Origin of the sequence: Pseudomonas sp. NPDC007930 (assembly GCF_042958985.1) — a bacterium.
Classification (GTDB): Bacteria; Pseudomonadota; Gammaproteobacteria; order Pseudomonadales; family Pseudomonadaceae; genus Aquipseudomonas.
In genome coordinates, this window is sequence record NZ_JBIBKC010000004.1 from 306,541 (window position 1) to 323,985 (window position 17,445).

Here is a 17,445-nt window from a genome sequence, read left to right on the forward strand (position 1 = left end):
CGCCATACCATACGGAAATGGCGCCTTGAGGTCGAGATTAAATTCCGTGCTGGGTTCAGCGATATTGCAGGAAGACGTTCTCCCGGCCGAACTGGTCACGCAGTGCCTGAATCAGCGCGTCGGCCGGGTCGATCCGCCAGCCCTCTCCCAGTTGTAGCAGGGCGCGGGCGTCGTTGCCGGTGTAATCGAGGGTGACCGGGCAACCGCCGCGGTGGCCCTTAAGCGTCTCGCCCAACCACTTCATGCGCGCCTGCAAGACATCGCCGTGCACCTTCAGGCGCAGGCTTTCGGCCAACTGGGTCCGTGCCTCTTCGATGGTCATCACGCGCTTGACCCGCAGGCGCAGGCCGCCGGAGAAGTCGTCGTTGCTCACCTCCCCTTCGATCACCACCACCGCATCGTTTTGCAACAAATGCTGGGCGCCGACAAAGGCATCGGCGAACAGCGACGCTTCGATGCGCCCAGAGCGGTCGTCGAGGGTGACAAAACCCATCTTGTCGCCCTTTTTGTTCTTCATCACCCGCATCGCCACGATCATCCCGGCGATGGTTTGGGTGTCGCGCGCCGGCTTCAGGTCAACGATGCGCTGGCGGGCGAAGCGCCGCACCTCGGCTTCGTATTCGTCGATCGGGTGGCCGGTGAGGTACAGCCCGAGGGTGTCTTTTTCACCCTTGAGGCGGTCTTTCAGGGTGATGGCGCGGGCCTTGCGGTAGCTTTGGTAAACGTCTACGTCGGCGGCGTCGAACAGCCCGCCAAACAGGTCGACGTGGCCACTGTCGTGGCTGCGCGCGGCCTGCTCGGCCGATTTGATCGCCTCTTCCATCGCCGCCAGCAACACCGCGCGGTTCTGGTCGACGGTGGCCTGGTAGGCTTTGAGCTCATCGTGAAAGAACGGCCCGAGGCGGTCGAGCGCGCCGCTTTTCACCAGCGCATCGAGGGTGCGCTTGTTGATGCGCTTGAGGTCGACCCGGCTGCAGAAGTCGAACAGATCCTTGAACGGGCCCGCGGCGCGGGCTTCGACGATCGCCTCGACCGGCCCCTCGCCCACCCCCTTGATCGCGCCCAGGCCATACACGATGCGCCCATCGAGGTTGACCGTGAACTTGAAGTCCGAGGTGTTCACGTCGGGCGAATCCAGGCGCAGCTTCATGCTGCGCACTTCTTCGATCAGGGTGACCACCTTGTCGGTGTTGTGCATGTCTGCCGACAGCACCGCGGCCATGAACGCCGCCGGGTGGTGCGCCTTCAGCCAGGCAGTCTGGTAAGACACCAGGCCATAGGCGGCGGAGTGGGATTTGTTGAAGCCGTAACCGGCGAACTTCTCCACCAGGTCGAAAATGTTCCCCGAGAGGTCCGGGTCGATATTGTTCGCCGTGCAACCTTCGATGAACGCGCCGCGCTGCTTGGCCATCTCTTCGGGTTTTTTCTTACCCATGGCGCGGCGCAGCATGTCGGCGCCGCCGAGGGTATAGCCGGCCATCACCTGGGCAATCTGCATCACCTGCTCTTGGTAGAGGATGATCCCGTAGGTGGGCGCCAGCACCGGCTGCAGGCCTTCGTACTGGTAGTCCGGGTGCGGCCAGGCCATTTCGGCGCGGCCGTGCTTGCGGTTGATGAAGTCATCGACCATGCCCGATTGCAGCGGGCCGGGGCGGAACAGCGCGACCAGGGCGATGAGGTCTTCGAGGCAGTCGGGCTTGAGCTTCTTGATCAGCTCTTTCATGCCGCGCGATTCAAGCTGGAACACCGCGGTGGTTTCAGCTTTTTGCAGCAGGCTGTAGGTGGGTTTGTCGTCCAGCGGAATATGCGCGATGTCGACCGGCGCCTCGCCGGTCTTGTGGCAGTCGCGGTTGATGGTTTCCAGCGCCCAGTCGATGATGGTCAGGGTACGCAGGCCGAGGAAGTCGAACTTCACCAGGCCCGCGGCTTCGACGTCGTCCTTGTCGAACTGGGTCACCAGGCCGCCGCCGAACTCATCGCAGTAGATCGGCGAAAAGTCGGTCAGTTTGGTCGGCGCGATCACCACGCCACCGGCGTGCTTGCCGACGTTCCGGGTCACGCCCTCGAGCTTGAGCGCCATCGCCCAGATTTCCGCCGCTTCTTCGTCGCTGGCGAGGAAATCCCGGAGCATTTCTTCCTGCTCGAAGGCTTTTTCCAGGGTCATGCCCACTTCGAACGGAATCATCTTCGACAGCCGGTCGGCCAGGCCGAAGGATTTACCCTGGGCCCGGGCCACGTCGCGCACCACCGCCTTGGCCGCCATCGAACCGAAGGTGATGATCTGGCTCACCGCGTTGCGGCCGTATTTGTCGGCCACGTATTCGATCACCCGGTCGCGGCCGTCCATGCAGAAGTCGACGTCGAAGTCGGGCATCGACACCCGCTCGGGGTTGAGGAAGCGCTCGAACAGCAGGTCGTATTCCAGCGGGTCGAGGTCGGTGATCTTCATCACGTAGGCGACCAGCGAGCCGGCGCCCGAGCCCCGGCCCGGGCCCACCGGCACGCCGTTGTTCTTGGCCCACTTGATGAAGTCCATCACGATCAGGAAGTAACCGGGAAACCCCATCTGGATGATGATGTCGAGCTCGAAGTTGAGCCGGTCGATGTACACCTGGCGGCGCGCTTCGTAGTTTTCCGACTCCGGCGGCAGGGAAATCGCCAGGCGCTCTTCCAGCCCCTCGAACGACACCTGGCGGGTGAACTCGTCGATGGTCATCCCTTCCGGGATCGGGTAGTCGGGCAGGAACGCCTTGCCGAGCTTGACCTCGATGTTGCAGCGCTTGGCGATCTCGACGGTGTTCTGCAACGCGTCGGGCAGGTCGCTGAACAGCTCGGCCATTTCCTCGGGGGTTTTCAGGTATTGCTGGTCGCTGTAAGTACGGTTGCGCCGCGGGTCGTCCAGCGCCCGGCCTTCGCCGATGCACACGCGGGTTTCGTGGGCTTCGAAGTCTTCGGGCTTGATGAAGCGCACATCGTTGGTGGCCACCAGCGGCGCGCCCAGGCGGTCGGCCAGGGCCACGGCGGCGTGCAGGTATTCTTCATCGTTGGCGCGGTTGGTGCGCTGCACTTCTACATAGAAGCGCTCGGGGAACACCTGCAGCCAGCCGGCCAGCAGCGCCTCGGCATCGGCCGGGTTGCTGCCCAGCAGGGCCTGGCCGATGTCGCCCTCTTTGGCGCCGGACAGCGCGATCACCCCGGCGCTGGCCTCGGCCACCCACTCGCGCTGCAGCACCACCTGGCCGTCGCGCTGGCCTTCGATGTAGCCGCGCGACAGCAACTCGGTGATGTTGCGGTAACCCTCGGGGTTCATCGCCAGCAGGGTGATTCGCGACAGCGGCGCGTCGGCGTCCTTGCCGGCGAGAAACAGGTCAGCCCCGCAGATCGGCTTGATGCCAGCGCCCATGGCGGTTTTGTAGAACTTCACCAGCGAGCACATGTTGCTCTGGTCGGTCACCGCCACCGCGGGCATGTTCATCCCGGCCAGGGCCTTGGCCAGGGGTTTGATCCGCACCAGCCCGTCGACCAGGGAATACTCGGTGTGAAGGCGCAGGTGAACGAATGAGACCGACATGGGCGTTGTCCAGGTGTTTGCAGCGGGGAATGGATTGTACCGGGGTTAAGCGCCCCGGGCGATCAGGCCGGAGGCACGTCGCCGGGTTCGGCGAAGCGTGGCGCGTCGAGGATCATCCCCGCCGCCGCGGCTTCCAGCGCCGCCCGCACCGGGGCGAACGAGGTGCGGTGGATCGGCGTGGCGCCGAGCCGGGCCAGGGCCTCGAGGTGCACCGGGGTCGGGTAGCCCTTGTGGCCACCGATGCCGTAGCCGGGGTAAATCAGCTCGAAGGCGGCCATTTCACGGTCGCGGCTGACCTTCGCCAGGATCGACGCCGCGGCGATCGCCGGCACCTTGGCATCGCCCTGGATCACCGGCGCGCAGGGCACCGCCAGTTTCGGGCAGCGGTTGCCGTCGATCAGCGCCAGGCGCGGGGTGATGCTTAGGCCCTCGACCGCGCGCTGCATGGCCAGCATGGTCGCGTGAAGGATGTTCAACTGGTCGATCTCGGCCACTTCGGCGCGGGCGATACACCAGCTCAGGGCCTTTTCGCAGATTTCATCGTACAGCGCCTCGCGGCGCGCTTCGGTGAGTTTTTTCGAGTCGTTCAGGCCGAGGATCGGCCGCGCCGGGTCGAGGATCACCGCCGCCGTGACCACCGGCCCGCACAACGGGCCACGGCCCACTTCATCGACGCCGGCGACGAGCGCCTCGACCAGGTCGAAATCCAGGCCCATTTGCAGTTGTTTCGGTGGCATGGCGGCGTTCCTGTGTTAGCGGGCCAACAGTTGCAGCACCGCGTCGGCCGCCTGGTTGGAGGCGTCACGGCGCAAGGTGCGGTGGATCGCATCGAAATGCGCGGTTTGTTGCTCCTGGCCGTCGAGCAGCGGCACCAGTTGCGCCGCCAGCCGTTCGGCGGTAGCGGCGTCCTGCAGCACTTCGGGCACTACGGCCTGCTGGGCCAGCAGGTTGGGCAACGACACGTAAGGGCTTTTGACCATACGTTTGAGCAACCAGAAGGTCAACGGCGCCAGGCGGTAAGCCACCACCATCGGCCGTTTGTACAGCAACGCTTCGAGGGTGGCGGTACCAGAAGCGATCAGTACCGCGTTGCATGCCTCCAGCGCCAGGTGCGACTGGCCGTCGAGCAGGGTGATCGGCAGTTGCCGGCCCTCGAGCATCGCCTCCAACTGCTGGCGGCGCTGGGCGTTGGCGCAGGGCAGGACCAGCTTGAGGCCAGGGCGCGCGGCGAGCAGGCGCTCGGCGGTGTCGAAAAACAACCCGCCCAGGCGCTTGACCTCCCCGCCGCGGCTGCCCGGCATCAACGCCAGCACTTCGGCCTCGGCGGCGAAGCCGAGCTGTTGCCGTGCGGCAGCGCGGTCAGCCTGCAGCGGGATGGCATCGGCCAGGGAATGGCCGACGAAGCGCACCGGCACGCCTTGCTCCTCGTAGAACCGCGCCTCGAACGGCAGCAGGGTGAGCATCAGGTCGCAGCCTTCGCGGATTTTCAGCACGCGCTTCTGCCGCCACGCCCAGACCGACGGGCTGACGTAGTGCACGGTCTTGATCCCGGCCTGGCGCAGGCGCAGTTCGATGTTCAGGGTGAAGTCCGGCGCATCGATGCCGATGAACACGTCTGGGCGGGCCGCGAGCAGGTCGTTGATCAGCGCCTTGCGCCGCGCCAGCAGTTCGCGCAGGCGGCCGAGCACCTCGACCAGGCCCATCACCGCCAGGCGCTCCATCGGGAAGTACGACTGCAAGCCTTCGGCTTCCATTAGCGGGCCACCCACGCCGATAAAGCGCACATCGGGGTGGCGCGCCTTGAGGGCGCGCATCAGGCCACTGCCGAGGATGTCGCCGCTGGCCTCACCCGCGACAAGGGCGACGCACAGCGGTGCGGGCGAACTCATCAGCGGGTGATACCGCGGCCGGAATTGGCGATCGAATCGCGGAACAGCGCCACTTCAGGGTGCTGGTTGGCCAGCTCCTCGATGGCGGCAAGCGCCTGGTCGCTGGTCAGGCCCTGGCGGTAGACCAGCTTGTAGGCGCGGCGCAGCGCCTGCATGCAGGCATCGCTGAACCCACGGCGGCGCATGCCTTCGAAGTTCATGCTGCGCGCTTCGGCCGGGTTGCCGAACACCGTGACGAACGCGGGCACGTCTTTGCCGATGGCGGTGCCCATGCCGGAAAACGCATGGGGGCCAATGTGCACGTACTGGTGCACCAGGGTGAAGCCCGAGAGGATCGCCCAGTCGCCCACATGCACGTGCCCGGCCAACGCCGTGTTGTTGACCAGGATGCAATGGTTGCCGATCACGCTGTCATGGCCGATGTGCGCATAGGCCATGATCAGGTTGTGGTCGCCGAGGGTGGTTTCGCCGCGGTCTTGCACGGTGCCGCGGTGAATCGTCACGCCTTCGCGGATCACGTTGTGATCGCCGATCACCAGGGTGGTGGGCTCGCCCTTGTACTTGAGGTCAGGGGTGTCTTCGCCCACCGAGGAGAACTGGTAGATGCGGTTGTGCTTGCCGATCCGGGTCGGGCCGCGCAGCACCACATGGGGGCCGATGACCGTGCCCTCGTCGATTTCTACATCAGGACCGACGATCGACCACGGGCCTACCTCGACGCTGGCGGCAAGCTTTGCCGACGGGTCGATGATTGCACGAGGGTCGATCAAGGTCATAGTTTCTGTTCCGCACAGACGATCTCGGCGGAGCACACGGTTTTGCCCCCGACCGAGGCGGTGCAGTTGAACTTCCAGATTTGCCGCTTGCTGCTGAGGAACTGCGCTTCGAGGGTGAGTTTGTCCCCTGGCAGCACCGGCTGGCGGAAACGCAGGCGGTCAGAGCCGACGAAGTAGTACAGGGTGCCGTCGGACGGCTTGGCGTTCATCATCTTGAACCCCAGGATACCGGCGGCCTGGGCCATGGCTTCGACGATCAGCACACCCGGCATGATCGGGTGGGCCGGGAAGTGGCCATTGAAGAAAGGCTCGTTGATGCTGACATTTTTGTACGCGCGAATGCGCTGGCCTTCAATATCCAGCTCCTCTACGCGATCCACCAGCAGGAACGGGTAGCGGTGAGGCAGGTATTCGCGAATCTCGTTGATGTCCATCATGTCTTGGAAAAGCCTTAATGAGAGAAGGGAGCCCCAGGCGGGTTCGGGGCTCCTATAGATCAAGACGACAGTTTAAATGCAGCGCGTGCTTGATAGTGAACGTTTGTCAGCCTTCTGATGGCGAGTCCGCGTCGCGGGTCACCGCCTGAAGGCGCTTTTCTACCTGTACCAAGCGCCGCGACATGTCGTCGAGCTGGCGGATCCGCGCGGCGCTTTTGCGCCATTCGGCCGCGGGTTGCATCGCCGTACCCGACGAATAGCTGCCCGGCTCGGTGATCGAACGGGTGACCATGGTCATGCCGGTGATGAAAACGTTGTCGCAGATCTCGATGTGGCCCACCAGCCCGACGCCGCCGGCGAGCATGCAGTGCCGGCCGATCTTGGTGCTGCCGGAGATGCCCACGCAGGCCGCCATGGCGGTGTGGTCACCGACCTGCACGTTGTGCGCGATCTGGATCTGGTTGTCGAGCTTGACGCCGTTGCCCAGCACCGTGTCGGCCAGCGCGCCGCGGTCTACCGCGGTGTTCACGCCAATCTCCACGTCGTCGCCGATGGTCACGCCGCCGATCTGGGCGATCTTTTGCCACACGCCCTTCTGGTTGGCAAAGCCGAAGCCTTCACCCCCGAGCACCGCGCCGGCCTGGATCACCACCCGCTTGCCGATGCGCACGTCGTGGTACAGGGTCACCCGCGGGGCCAGCCAACCGCCGTCGCCGATCACACAGCGAGCACCGATAAAGCCATGGGCGCCGATGGTCACGCCAGCACCGACCTGGGCGCCGCTCTCGATCACCACGAACGGGCCGATGCTGGCGCTTGGGGCAACCTGGGCATCCGCCGCCACCACCGCGGTGGGGTGAATACCCTCCGGGGCCCGCGGCTTGGGGTCGAAGGCGTGGGAAATCCGCGCGTAAGCCAGGTAAGGGTCGGGCACCACCAGGGCGTTGCCGGCATAACCTTCGGCGTCAGCGGCCTTCAGCAGCACGGCACCGGCCTGGCAGTGGTCGAGGAATTTGCGATAGTGCGGGTTGGCGAGGAAGCTCAAGTGCGCCGGGCCGGCCTCCTGCAAGGTGGCCAGCCCGGTGATTTTCAGCTCCCGGGCGCCACGCAATTCAGCGCCCAGGGTGTCGGCCAGTTGGCCGAGGGTCATGCTCAAGGTGCTAACTCACTTCGCCTGGTTCATGCGGTCGATGACCTGGCGGGTGATGTCGTACTGCGCCTTGACGTCTACCACGGCGCCACGCTCGAGCACCAGGTCATAGTTACCCTGCTTGATCACTGCCTCAACCGCGCCGTCGAGCTTGGGCTTGAGTTGCTGCAGCATGTCGCGGTCAGCCGCGGCCTTGGCTTCGTTCAGCTCTTTGGACTGGAACTGGAAGTCCCGGGCCTTTTGCTTGAAGTCCAGCTCCAGGCGCTCACGCTCGCCTTGCTGCATCTTGTCGCCGCCGCTGACCAGGCGGTCCTGGATACCCTTGGCGCTGGCTTCCAGGGCCTTGAGCTTGTTCAGTTGCGGGCCGAATTTCTTCTCGGCATCCACGGCGTATTTTTTCGCGGCGTCGGATTCAAGCAGCGCCATCTGATAATTCAGAACGGCGACTTTCATTTCGGCGAATGCCGGGGTCGCGATCATGGCCGCGGCCAGGATGACCAGTTGGGTGAACTTACGCACGATGAACTCCTGCAGAATCCGTGTTGTGTTGTAGGCCAGCGCTTAGAACGTCTGGCCGAGCGAGAATTGGAAGACCTGGGTTTCGGCGTTGTCCGGCTTCTTCACCGGCATTGCCAGGCTGAAGCTCAGCGGGCCGAGTGCGGTGATCCAGGTCACGCCCAGGCCGACGGCGGCCGCCATGTTCGAGAAGTCGATGGTGCCGCAGTCTTTGTTCGCCACCGGGTGGTCGCCAGCGGAGTTGGTGCGGTACTGGCACTTCGAGTCGAAGGTGTTACCCACGTCCCAGAACAGCGAGGTGCGCAGCGACTTCTGGTCTTTGACGAACGGCATCGGGAACAGGATTTCCGCACCGCCGGTGATCAGCACGTTGCCACCGAAGGCGACGTCGTCCTGGTCGGGGTCGTTGCGCGCCGGGGTTCCACGAGGGCCCAGGGTGCTGTCCTTGAAGCCGCGCACGGAGTTGAAGCCACCGGCGTAGTAGTTCTCGTAGAACGGCAAACCATCGGTGCCGCCGTAACCATCGCCATAGCCCAACTCGGTATGGAAGCGCAGGGTGTAGGTATCGGTCAGCGGGGCGAAGATCTGGCCGCGGTAATCGAGCTTGTAGAACGACAGATCGCTGCCTGGCGTGGTGGTTTCCAGGGTCAGGCTCTGCGAGTGGCCGCGGGTCGGCAAGGTACCGCGGTTGAGGGTCGAATCCGACCAGCCCACCGAGGCCTTGAAGTTCAGGAAGCTGTCGCCCTCACGATCGACGAAATCATAGATCTCGCCCACGGTGTAGTCGCCGGTGCTGATTTCGTCGCGCTGCACGGTCAAGCCGAAGTTCAGGCGCGAGGTTTCGCTGATCGGGTAGCCAAAGTTGACCCCGGCACCCAGGCTGTCTACCGAGTAGCTGGCCACGTCGACGTCGAGGTCATCGTAGTCGGTTTTGCGGTAGAAGGCGTTGTAACCCAGGCTCACGCCGTCGGGGGTGAAGTACGGGTTGACGAAGCTGAAGTTGTAGCGGGTCTGGTATTCGGAGCGGGTCAGGCCGATGCCGACCTTGTTACCCGAACCCAGGAAGTTGTTCTGGCTGATCGAACCGCCGAGGATCAGGCCGGCGCTCTGGGCGAAACCCACGCTGGCGGTGATCGAGCCGGACGGTTGCTCTTCGACGGCGTAGTTCACGTCGACCTGGTCGTCGGTGCCTGGCACCGGCGGGGTTTCGACGTTCACTTCCTTGAAGTAGCCCAGGCGCTCGAGGCGGGTCTTGGACTGGTCGATCAGGTAAGTCGAGGCCCAACCGCCTTCCATCTGGCGCATTTCACGGCGCAGTACCTGGTCGTCGGTCTTGGTGTTGCCGCGGAAGTTGATGCGGTCTACGTAAGCGCGCTTGCCGGGGTCTACCACGAAGGTAATGTCGACCGTGTGGTCGTCATCGTGGGGCTGCGGCATGCCGTTGACGCTGGCGAAGGTGTAGCCCTCGTTACCCAGGCGGCGGGTGATCAGCTCGGAGGTGTCGGTCATCACTTTACGCGAGAACACCTGGCCCTTTTGCACCAGCAACAAGGCCTTGACTTGGTCTTCCGGGACTTTCAGGTCACCGGTGAGCTTCACGTCGCGCACCGAGTACTTGGCGCCTTCGTTGATGTTCACGGTGATGTAGACGTGTTTTTTATCCGGCGTGATGGACACCTGGGTAGAGGCGATGTCCATGTTGATGTAGCCGCGGTCCAGGTAGTAGGAACGCAGGCGCTCAAGGTCACCGGAGAGTTTTTCACGGGCGTACTTGTCGTCGTTCTTGAAGAACGACAACCAGTTGGTGGTTTTCAGCTCGAACAGGTCGCGCAGGTCTTGCTCGGGGAAGACCGTGTTGCCAACGATGTTGATGTGCTGGATGGCGGCCACGGTGCCTTCGTTGATTTTGATCTTCAGGCCAACGCGGTTGCGCGGCTCGGTGACCACTTCGGTGTCGACCGTGGCCGAGTAGCGGCCTTGGGCCACGTACTGGCGTTGCAGCTCGTTACGCACCCCTTCGAGGGTGGCGCGCTGGAAGATCTCACCTTCGCTCAGGCCCGATTGGCGCAGGCCCTTGAGCAGATCGTCGGTGGAGATGGCCTTGTTGCCCTCGATCTCGATACTGGCAATCGAGGGGCGTTCGACCACGTTGATCACCAGCACGTTGCCGTCCCGGCCCAACTGGATGTCCTGGAAAAAACCGGTTTTGAACAGCGCCCGGGTCGAATCCACCAGGCGCGAGTCATCGACGGTATCCCCCACGTTCATCGGCAGCGCACCGAATACGCTGCCGGCGGAGACCCGCTGGAGACCGTTGACACGGATATCGGAGATAGTGAAGGACTCGGCGTGAACTTCGGCGATCATCAGTGCGGACAGCACCGCGGTAAGCAGCAGACGTTTCATGAAGTCCTTTCTTGTTCCATACGGCAATAAACAAACTGCCGCACAGGCGGCAGGTTCGCAATTGAGCGATGCATTATTACAACCGACCCAGATCGTTGATCAGGGCGAGCAACATCACCCCGACTACCAGACTGATACCGATCTGGACCCCCCAGCCTTGCACCCGGTCAGAGACGGGCCGGCCACGCACCCATTCGATCAGGTAGAACAACAAATGGCCCCCATCCAGTACTGGAATGGGCAGCAAATTGAGAACCCCCAGGCTAATACTCAGATAAGCCAGGAAATTCAGGAAATCCCCCAAGCCCGACTGGGCTGAAGCGCCCGCCACTTTAGCAATCGTTATCGGTCCGCTCAAGTTTTTTACAGAGAGCTCGCCAAACAGCATTTTCTTCAGCGAATCAAGGGTCAACACGCTCATCGCCCAGGTCCGCCGGGCCCCTTCCGCGACCGCCTCCAGCGGGCCGTAACGGACCTCGCGGAGCATATCGGCCGGCCATTGCACCGGTTTGACACCGGCGCCCAGGTAGCCCGCGGCGTCCTTGCCCTCGCCACGGCTGGCCAGGGTCACCGGCAGTTCGAGGCGCTCGGCGCCGCGCTGAACGCTCAGCGTAACGGCGGCATCGGGGCGTTTGCGCACGGTGTCGACCAGTTGTTGCCAGTCCCCCAGGGCGGCGCCGTCGAGCGCTAGCAGGCGGTCGCCGGCCAGCAAGCCAGCGGCCTTGGCCGGACCATCCGGGTCGATTTCGGCCAGCACCGGCTCCAGCGCCGGGCGCCAGGGTTGCAGGCCGAGGGAATGAATCGGGTCAGGCTCATCGCTGCCCTTGAGCCAACGGTCGAGTTTGACCGTGTGCACCACCGGGGCCTGGCTGCCGGCATCGAGCACGCCGATGCGCAGGTTGCCCGACTCACCCAGGCGCCCGACCAGCGCCATGTTCACCCCAGCCCAGCCACGGGTTTGCTCGCCGTCGACCGAAACGATTTCCTGGCCGGCCACCAGGCCCGCGGCCGCCGCCAGGCTGCCATCCTGCACCTGGCCGATGACCGGGCGCACCTGTTGGCTGCCGAGCATGGCCACCGCCCAGAAAAACACCAGCGCCAGCAGGAAGTTGGCGATCGGCCCGGCGGCGACGATGGCGATACGCTGCAACACCGGCTTACGATTGAACGACAGGTGTGCCAGCGCGGCAGGCACATCGCCCTCGCGCTCGTCGAGCATCTTCACGTAGCCGCCCAGCGGGATCGCGGCCACCACGAACTCGGTGCCCTGGCGGTCATGCCAGCGCAGCAGCGGCATGCCGAAGCCCACGGAGAAACGCAGAACCTTCACGCCACAGCGGCGCGCCACCCAGAAATGACCGAATTCGTGGAAGGTGACCAGAACACCCAGGGCGACCAGGGTGCCGATAATCATGTAGAGGGCACTCATCTCATTCTCCGCAAGCTGCAGCAGGCACGATCATCATGAGGTGCTCATCGGACCTCATCGCCCCTGGTGAGTCAACCATTGATTGGCCCCTTCACGGGCCCGCGCATCGGCGGCCATCACCGCCTCCAGGCTGTCGAGGGCAGTGGCTGGCTGCTGGGCCAGCACCTGCTCGATGATACTCGGGATCTCGGTAAAGCGGATGCGCCGCTCGAGAAACGCCGCCACCGCCACTTCATTGGCCGCGTTGAGCACCGCCGGGGCGCTGCCGCCCACGCGGGCCGCCTCTACTGCCAGGCGCAGGCACGGGAAGCGCTCCGGCGCCGGTGCCTGGAAGTCCAGCCGGGCCAGGGCGAACAGGTCGAGCGGGGCCACCCCGGAGTCGATCCGCTGCGGCCAGGCCAGGGCGTTGGCGATCGGCGTGCGCATGTCGGGGTTACCCAATTGCGCCAACACCGAACCGTCGATGTAGTCGACCAGCGAGTGGATCACGCTTTGCGGGTGCACCACCACCTCGACCTGGTCCGGGCGCGCGTCGAACAGCCAGCACGCTTCGATCAGCTCCAGGCCTTTGTTCATCATGCTCGCCGAGTCGACGGAGATCTTGCGCCCCATCGACCAGTTCGGGTGGGCACAGGCCTGTTCGGGGGTTACATCGGCCAGGCGCTCGGCCGGCCATTCGCGAAACGGCCCGCCGCTGGCGGTCAGCAGGATGCGCCGCACGCCTATCGGCGCCAGGCCGCGGGCGTAATCGGCCGGCAGGCACTGGAAGATCGCATTGTGTTCGCTGTCTATCGGCAGCAACACCGCGCCGCTGGCGCGCACCGCGGCCATGAACAGCGCGCCCGACATCACCAGCGCTTCTTTGTTGGCCAGCAGCACCTTTTTACCGGCGTGCACCGCCGCCAGCGTGGGTGCCAAGCCCGCAGCACCGACGATGGCGGCCATCACCGCGTCCACCTCGGGCGCCGCGGCGACCGCGCACAGCCCGGCTTCGCCGAGCAGTACCTCGGTGGCCAGGCCGGCGGCGGCCAGGCCCTGGCGCAGGGTCACGGCGGCAGGCTCATCCGGCACCACTGCCACCTGCGGGCGATGCACTTGGCACAACTCGAGCAGCTCGGCGACGCGGCTGAAGCCGGTCAGGGCAAACACTTCGTAGCGGTCAGGGTGGCGGCCGATCACATCCAGCGTGCTGAGGCCGATCGAACCGGTGGCGCCAAGCACCGTGACCCGTTGCGGCCGGCTCACATCACGCCCCAGCCAGCGGCCCAGAGCAGCACTGCGAACAGCGGCACGGCGGCGGTCAGGCTGTCGATGCGGTCCATCACGCCGCCATGGCCGGGCAGCAGCTGGCTGCTGTCCTTGATCCCGGCGCGGCGTTTGAACATGCTTTCAGTGAGGTCGCCGACCACCGAGGCCGCCACCACCAGCACCGCGCCCAGCAGCGCGCCGATCACCTGGCCGGCGCTCAGGTCGCGTGACAACGCCACGCCGAGGGTCACCGCCAGGCTCAAGGCCAGGCCGCCATACACCCCTTCCCAGCTTTTGCCCGGGCTCACGTGCGGCGCCAGCTTGCGCTTGCCGAAGGCACGCCCGGAGAAGTACGCGCCGACATCGGCCGACCACACCAGCAGCATGACCATGACGATCAGCCAGTTACCCAGCGGCCATTGCTTGAGCAGCACCAGCCCTTGCCAGGCCGGCAGCAGGATCACCAGGCCGATCACCGCCTTGCTGGCGACGTTGTCCCAGTGCGGCGCGCTGTTCGGGTAGGTGAGCACCAGCCAGCAGGCCAACGCCCACCACAACACCGCCAGGCCCAGCAGCCACGGGGCGATGCCCGGTGCCAGGTAGAACACGAACAACAGCAGGGCCACCACCAGCGCGTAGGCCACCCGCTGCCACTGCGCCTGCAGGCCCGCCAGGCGTGCCCACTCCCAACCGCCGAGCGCCACCACGGCACCGATGAACAGGGCGAAGGCACCGCCGTCTAGCAGGAAAAAACCGCACAATGCGACCGGGATCAGGACCAGCGCGGTGAGGATGCGTTGTTTAAGCATTAAGCTCGGGCTCCAGCCTCGACTTGCTCGCTGGTCTTGCCGAAGCGACGCTGCCGTGAGGCGAAATCAGCCAGCGCCATGCGCATGGCTTCGTGTTTGAAGTCCGGCCAGTACAGGTCGGAGAAATACAGCTCGGCATAGGCCAACTGCCACAGCAGGAAGTTGCTGATGCGGTGCTCGCCGCCAGTGCGGATGCACAGGTCGGGCAACGGCAGGTCACCGGTGGCCAGGCAGGTTTGCAGCAACCCTGGGGTGATGTCTTCAGGCTTGAGGTGCCCGGCCTGTACTTCGCGGGCCAGGCGCTGCGCGGCCTGGGCAATATCCCACTGGCCGCCGTAGTTGGCGGCGATCTGCAGGATGAAGCGATCGTTGCCGGCGGTCAGCGCCTCGGCTTCGCGCATCGCCGCTTGCAGCTCGGGGTGAAAACGCGTGCGATCACCGATGATCCGCAAGCTGATGCGGTTCTCGTTGAGGCGCTTGGCCTCGCGCCGCAACATGGTGAAGAACAGCTCCATGAGGGCACCGACCTCCTCGGCCGGGCGCTGCCAGTTTTCGCTGGAGAACGCGAACAAGGTCAGTACCTCGACCTTGGCCTCGGCGCACACCTCGATCACCGCCCGCACCGCATCGACCCCAGCCTTATGCCCGGCGACACCGGGCAGCAGGCGCTTTTTCGCCCAACGGTTGTTGCCGTCCATGATGATCGCCACGTGCCGGGGCACTTGCAGCGATGTTGTGGGCTTGGTCTTTTCCATGGGGTACGCGCAGTCCTTAAACCGCCATCAGGTCCTTTTCCTTCGCTTCCAGCGCTTTGTCGACCTCAGCAATGTGCTTGTCGGTCAGCTTCTGGATGTCGTCGCTGGCGCGGCGCTCTTCATCTTCGCTGATTTCCTTGTCCTTGGTCAGCGTCTTGAGCTTGGCCAGGGCGTCGCGGCGCACGTTGCGCACGGCAACGCGGGCGTCTTCGGCCACGCCACGGGCCTGCTTGGTGTAGCCCTTGCGGGTTTCTTCGGTCAGGGCAGGCATCGGTACGCGGATGGCGGTGCCGGCGCTGCTCGGGTTCAGGCCCAGGTCGGAGGTCAGGATGGCCTTTTCGACCGCGGCGCTGAGGGTTTTGTCGTGCACCATGATCTTCAGGGTGCGGGCGTCTTCGACCGAAATCGATGCCACCTGGTTGAGCGGCATGTCGCTGCCGTAGGCGGGTACTTTCACGCTTTCGAGAATGCTCGGGTGCGCGCGGCCGGTACGGATGGTGCCCAGGTTATGGCTCAGCGAGTCCAGGGTCTTGCCCATGCGCTCCTGAGTGTCTTTCTTGATGTCTTCGATCATTCCTGGCCTTCCTCGATCAGTGTTCCTTCGGCGCCACCGACCACAATGTTCAGCAGGGCGCCGGGCTTGTTCATGTTGAATACCCGCAGCGGCATCTTGTGGTCACGGCACAGGCAGATGGCCGTAAGGTCCATGACGCCCAGCTTGCGGTCGAGCACCTCATCATAGGTGAGGCGGTCGAACTTCTCGGCATGCGGGTCTTTGAAGGGGTCCGCGGTGTACACGCCGTCGACCTTGGTCGCTTTCAGCACCACGTCGGCATCGATTTCGATGGCCCGCAGGCAGGCGGCCGAGTCGGTGGTGAAGAACGGGTTACCGGTACCCGCGGAGAAAATTACCACATCGCCGGTCTTGAGGTGACGAATGGCTTTGCGGCGATCGTAGTGATCGGTCACGCCAACCATGGAAATCGCCGACATGACGATGGCCGAGATGTTCGAGCGCTCCAGCGCATCGCGCATGGCCAGGGCGTTCATCACCGTGGCCAGCATGCCCATGTGGTCGCCGGTGACCCGGTCCATGCCGGCCGCGCTGAGCGCCGCGCCGCGGAACAGGTTGCCGCCGCCAATCACCAGGCCGACCTGTACGCCGATGCCAACCAGTTGGCCCACTTCCAGCGCCATGCGATCGAGCACTTTCGGGTCGATGCCGAAATCTTCAGACCCCATCAGGGCCTCGCCGCTTAGTTTGAGCAGAATCCGTTTATAGCGAGGTTGCCGACCACTCACCTGCTGGGCCATTACGTGTCTCTCCTGCGGCGTTGATGTGTAAAAACTGTACGGGCTGGGTCAGCCCGTGGGTAACTCTAGCGCTATCGCGCCCTCGCCGGGGTGCCGGATAGGCCTGCCTGGCGGTAAATCGGTTGAAAAAGAGGCTGCGCGCGTGAGCGGGCAGCCTCTTTGGGGACAGTGAAGAACCTGTCTTATTGCTTGCTGGCAGCAGCGACCTGAGCAGCCACTTCGTCGGCGAAGTTGTCGACGGGCTTCTCGATGCCCTCGCCCACGGCGAAGCGGGTGAAGGAAACGATTTCAGCGCCGCCTTGCTTGGCCAGGGTGCCCACGGTCACTTCAGGGTTCTTGACGAACGCTTGCTCGACCAGGCTGGCTTCGGCCAGGAACTTCTTGATACGACCGGCCACCATGTTTTCCACGATGTTTTCCGGCTTGCCCTTGATCTTCTCTTCGTTCAGGGACATGAAGACGCCTTTTTCGCGCTCGATGGCCTCAGCGGAGACTTCCGACGGCAGCAGGAATTCCGGGTTGCTGGCGGCCACGTGCATGGCGATGTCTTTGGCCAGCTCGGCGTTACCGCCCTTCAGTACCACGGCCACGCCAATCTTGTTGCCGTGCAGGTAGGTACCGACCACGTCGCCTTCAACGCGCGCCAGGCGGCGGATGTTGACGTTTTCGCCGGTTTTGCCGACCAGCACCAGGCGGTCAGCTTCACGGGCTTCGATCAGCGGCTCAACGGTGGTGAGCTTGTCGGCGAAGGCCTTGTCGACGCTGGCGGCTACGAAAGCCTTGAAGTCGTCTTGCAGGGCGAGGAAGTCGGTCTGCGAGTTGACTTCGACCAGAACGGCGGCTTTACCGTCGTCCTTGATGGCGATAGCGCCTTCGGCTGCGATGTTGCCGGCTTTTTTAGCGGCCTTGATCGCGCCGGATGCACGCATATCGTCGATGGCTTTCTCGATGTCGCCGCCGGCCTTGGTCAGCGCCTTTTTGCAGTCCATCATGCCTTCGCCGGTACGCTCGCGCAGTTCCTTGACCAACGCTGCGGTAATTTCTGCCATTGCAAAATCCTCTTGGATAGGTTTCGACCAGTCCACCCGTGCCGCGGCACGAGCGCTCGAATTTTCGATCATTGCCGTTGTACATGACGAACATGA

General features: G+C 64.2%; 15 protein-coding genes. All 15 read right to left on the minus strand.

Annotated features, from left to right (window positions below):
* Positions 1-55 precede the first annotated feature (55 nt).
* Complete coding sequence (gene dnaE / locus ACFZCE_RS11885; protein ID WP_390939129.1) at positions 56-3,571, minus strand: DNA polymerase III subunit alpha; 3,516 nt, start codon at positions 3,569-3,571, stop codon at positions 56-58.
* A 62-nt stretch (positions 3,572-3,633) separates the two neighbouring features.
* The gene (rnhB, locus tag ACFZCE_RS11890; RefSeq protein ID WP_390939334.1) at positions 3,634-4,293 is read right to left on the minus strand and encodes a ribonuclease HII; all 660 of its coding nucleotides are present in this window, start codon (positions 4,291-4,293) and stop codon (positions 3,634-3,636) included.
* A gap of 30 nt (positions 4,294-4,323) precedes the next feature.
* The gene (lpxB, locus tag ACFZCE_RS11895) at positions 4,324-5,460 is read right to left on the minus strand and encodes a lipid-A-disaccharide synthase (protein ID WP_390939130.1); all 1,137 of its coding nucleotides are present in this window, start codon (positions 5,458-5,460) and stop codon (positions 4,324-4,326) included.
* The gene (gene lpxA, locus ACFZCE_RS11900) at positions 5,460-6,236 is read right to left on the minus strand and encodes an acyl-ACP--UDP-N-acetylglucosamine O-acyltransferase (protein ID WP_390939132.1); all 777 of its coding nucleotides are present in this window, start codon (positions 6,234-6,236) and stop codon (positions 5,460-5,462) included. The genes lpxB and lpxA overlap by 1 nt, the downstream gene beginning before the upstream one ends.
* Complete coding sequence (gene fabZ, locus ACFZCE_RS11905; protein ID WP_390939133.1) at positions 6,233-6,673, minus strand: 3-hydroxyacyl-ACP dehydratase FabZ; 441 nt, start codon at positions 6,671-6,673, stop codon at positions 6,233-6,235. The genes lpxA and fabZ overlap by 4 nt, the downstream gene beginning before the upstream one ends.
* Before the next feature lie 106 nt (positions 6,674-6,779).
* Positions 6,780-7,823: a UDP-3-O-(3-hydroxymyristoyl)glucosamine N-acyltransferase gene (lpxD, locus tag ACFZCE_RS11910; RefSeq protein WP_390939336.1), complete on the minus strand. Its 1,044-nt coding sequence runs from the start codon at positions 7,821-7,823 to the stop codon at positions 6,780-6,782.
* A gap of 15 nt (positions 7,824-7,838) precedes the next feature.
* A complete protein-coding gene (locus ACFZCE_RS11915; RefSeq protein ID WP_390939134.1) occupies positions 7,839-8,342 on the minus strand; it encodes an OmpH family outer membrane protein in 504 nt (167 codons plus the stop codon).
* 42 nt (positions 8,343-8,384) lie between these two features.
* Entirely contained in the window at positions 8,385-10,745 is a 2,361-nt protein-coding gene (gene bamA, locus ACFZCE_RS11920) for an outer membrane protein assembly factor BamA (RefSeq protein WP_390939136.1), read from the minus strand.
* Between the two features lie 76 nt (positions 10,746-10,821).
* Positions 10,822-12,174, minus strand: coding sequence for a sigma E protease regulator RseP (rseP, locus tag ACFZCE_RS11925; RefSeq protein ID WP_390939138.1), 1,353 nt, complete (start codon positions 12,172-12,174; stop codon positions 10,822-10,824).
* A 54-nt stretch (positions 12,175-12,228) separates the two neighbouring features.
* The gene (gene ispC, locus ACFZCE_RS11930; RefSeq protein WP_390939140.1) at positions 12,229-13,419 is read right to left on the minus strand and encodes a 1-deoxy-D-xylulose-5-phosphate reductoisomerase; all 1,191 of its coding nucleotides are present in this window, start codon (positions 13,417-13,419) and stop codon (positions 12,229-12,231) included.
* The gene (locus ACFZCE_RS11935; RefSeq protein WP_390939142.1) at positions 13,416-14,231 is read right to left on the minus strand and encodes a phosphatidate cytidylyltransferase; all 816 of its coding nucleotides are present in this window, start codon (positions 14,229-14,231) and stop codon (positions 13,416-13,418) included. Before ACFZCE_RS11935 ends, ispC begins: the two co-directional genes overlap by 4 nt.
* Positions 14,231-14,986 carry a polyprenyl diphosphate synthase gene (gene uppS / locus ACFZCE_RS11940; protein WP_390939143.1) on the minus strand — a complete coding sequence of 252 codons (756 nt, stop codon included), beginning with the start codon at positions 14,984-14,986 and terminating at the stop codon, positions 14,231-14,233. Before uppS ends, ACFZCE_RS11935 begins: the two co-directional genes overlap by 1 nt.
* A 16-nt stretch (positions 14,987-15,002) precedes the next feature.
* Positions 15,003-15,560 (minus strand): ribosome recycling factor, encoded by a 558-nt coding sequence (gene frr, locus ACFZCE_RS11945; RefSeq protein WP_390939144.1) that lies wholly within the window; start codon positions 15,558-15,560, stop codon positions 15,003-15,005.
* Entirely contained in the window at positions 15,557-16,300 is a 744-nt protein-coding gene (gene pyrH / locus ACFZCE_RS11950; RefSeq protein ID WP_390939146.1) for a UMP kinase, read from the minus strand. The genes frr and pyrH overlap by 4 nt, the downstream gene beginning before the upstream one ends.
* A 182-nt stretch (positions 16,301-16,482) precedes the next feature.
* Complete coding sequence (gene tsf, locus ACFZCE_RS11955; RefSeq protein ID WP_390939148.1) at positions 16,483-17,349, minus strand: translation elongation factor Ts; 867 nt, start codon at positions 17,347-17,349, stop codon at positions 16,483-16,485.
* Positions 17,350-17,445 lie beyond the last annotated feature (96 nt).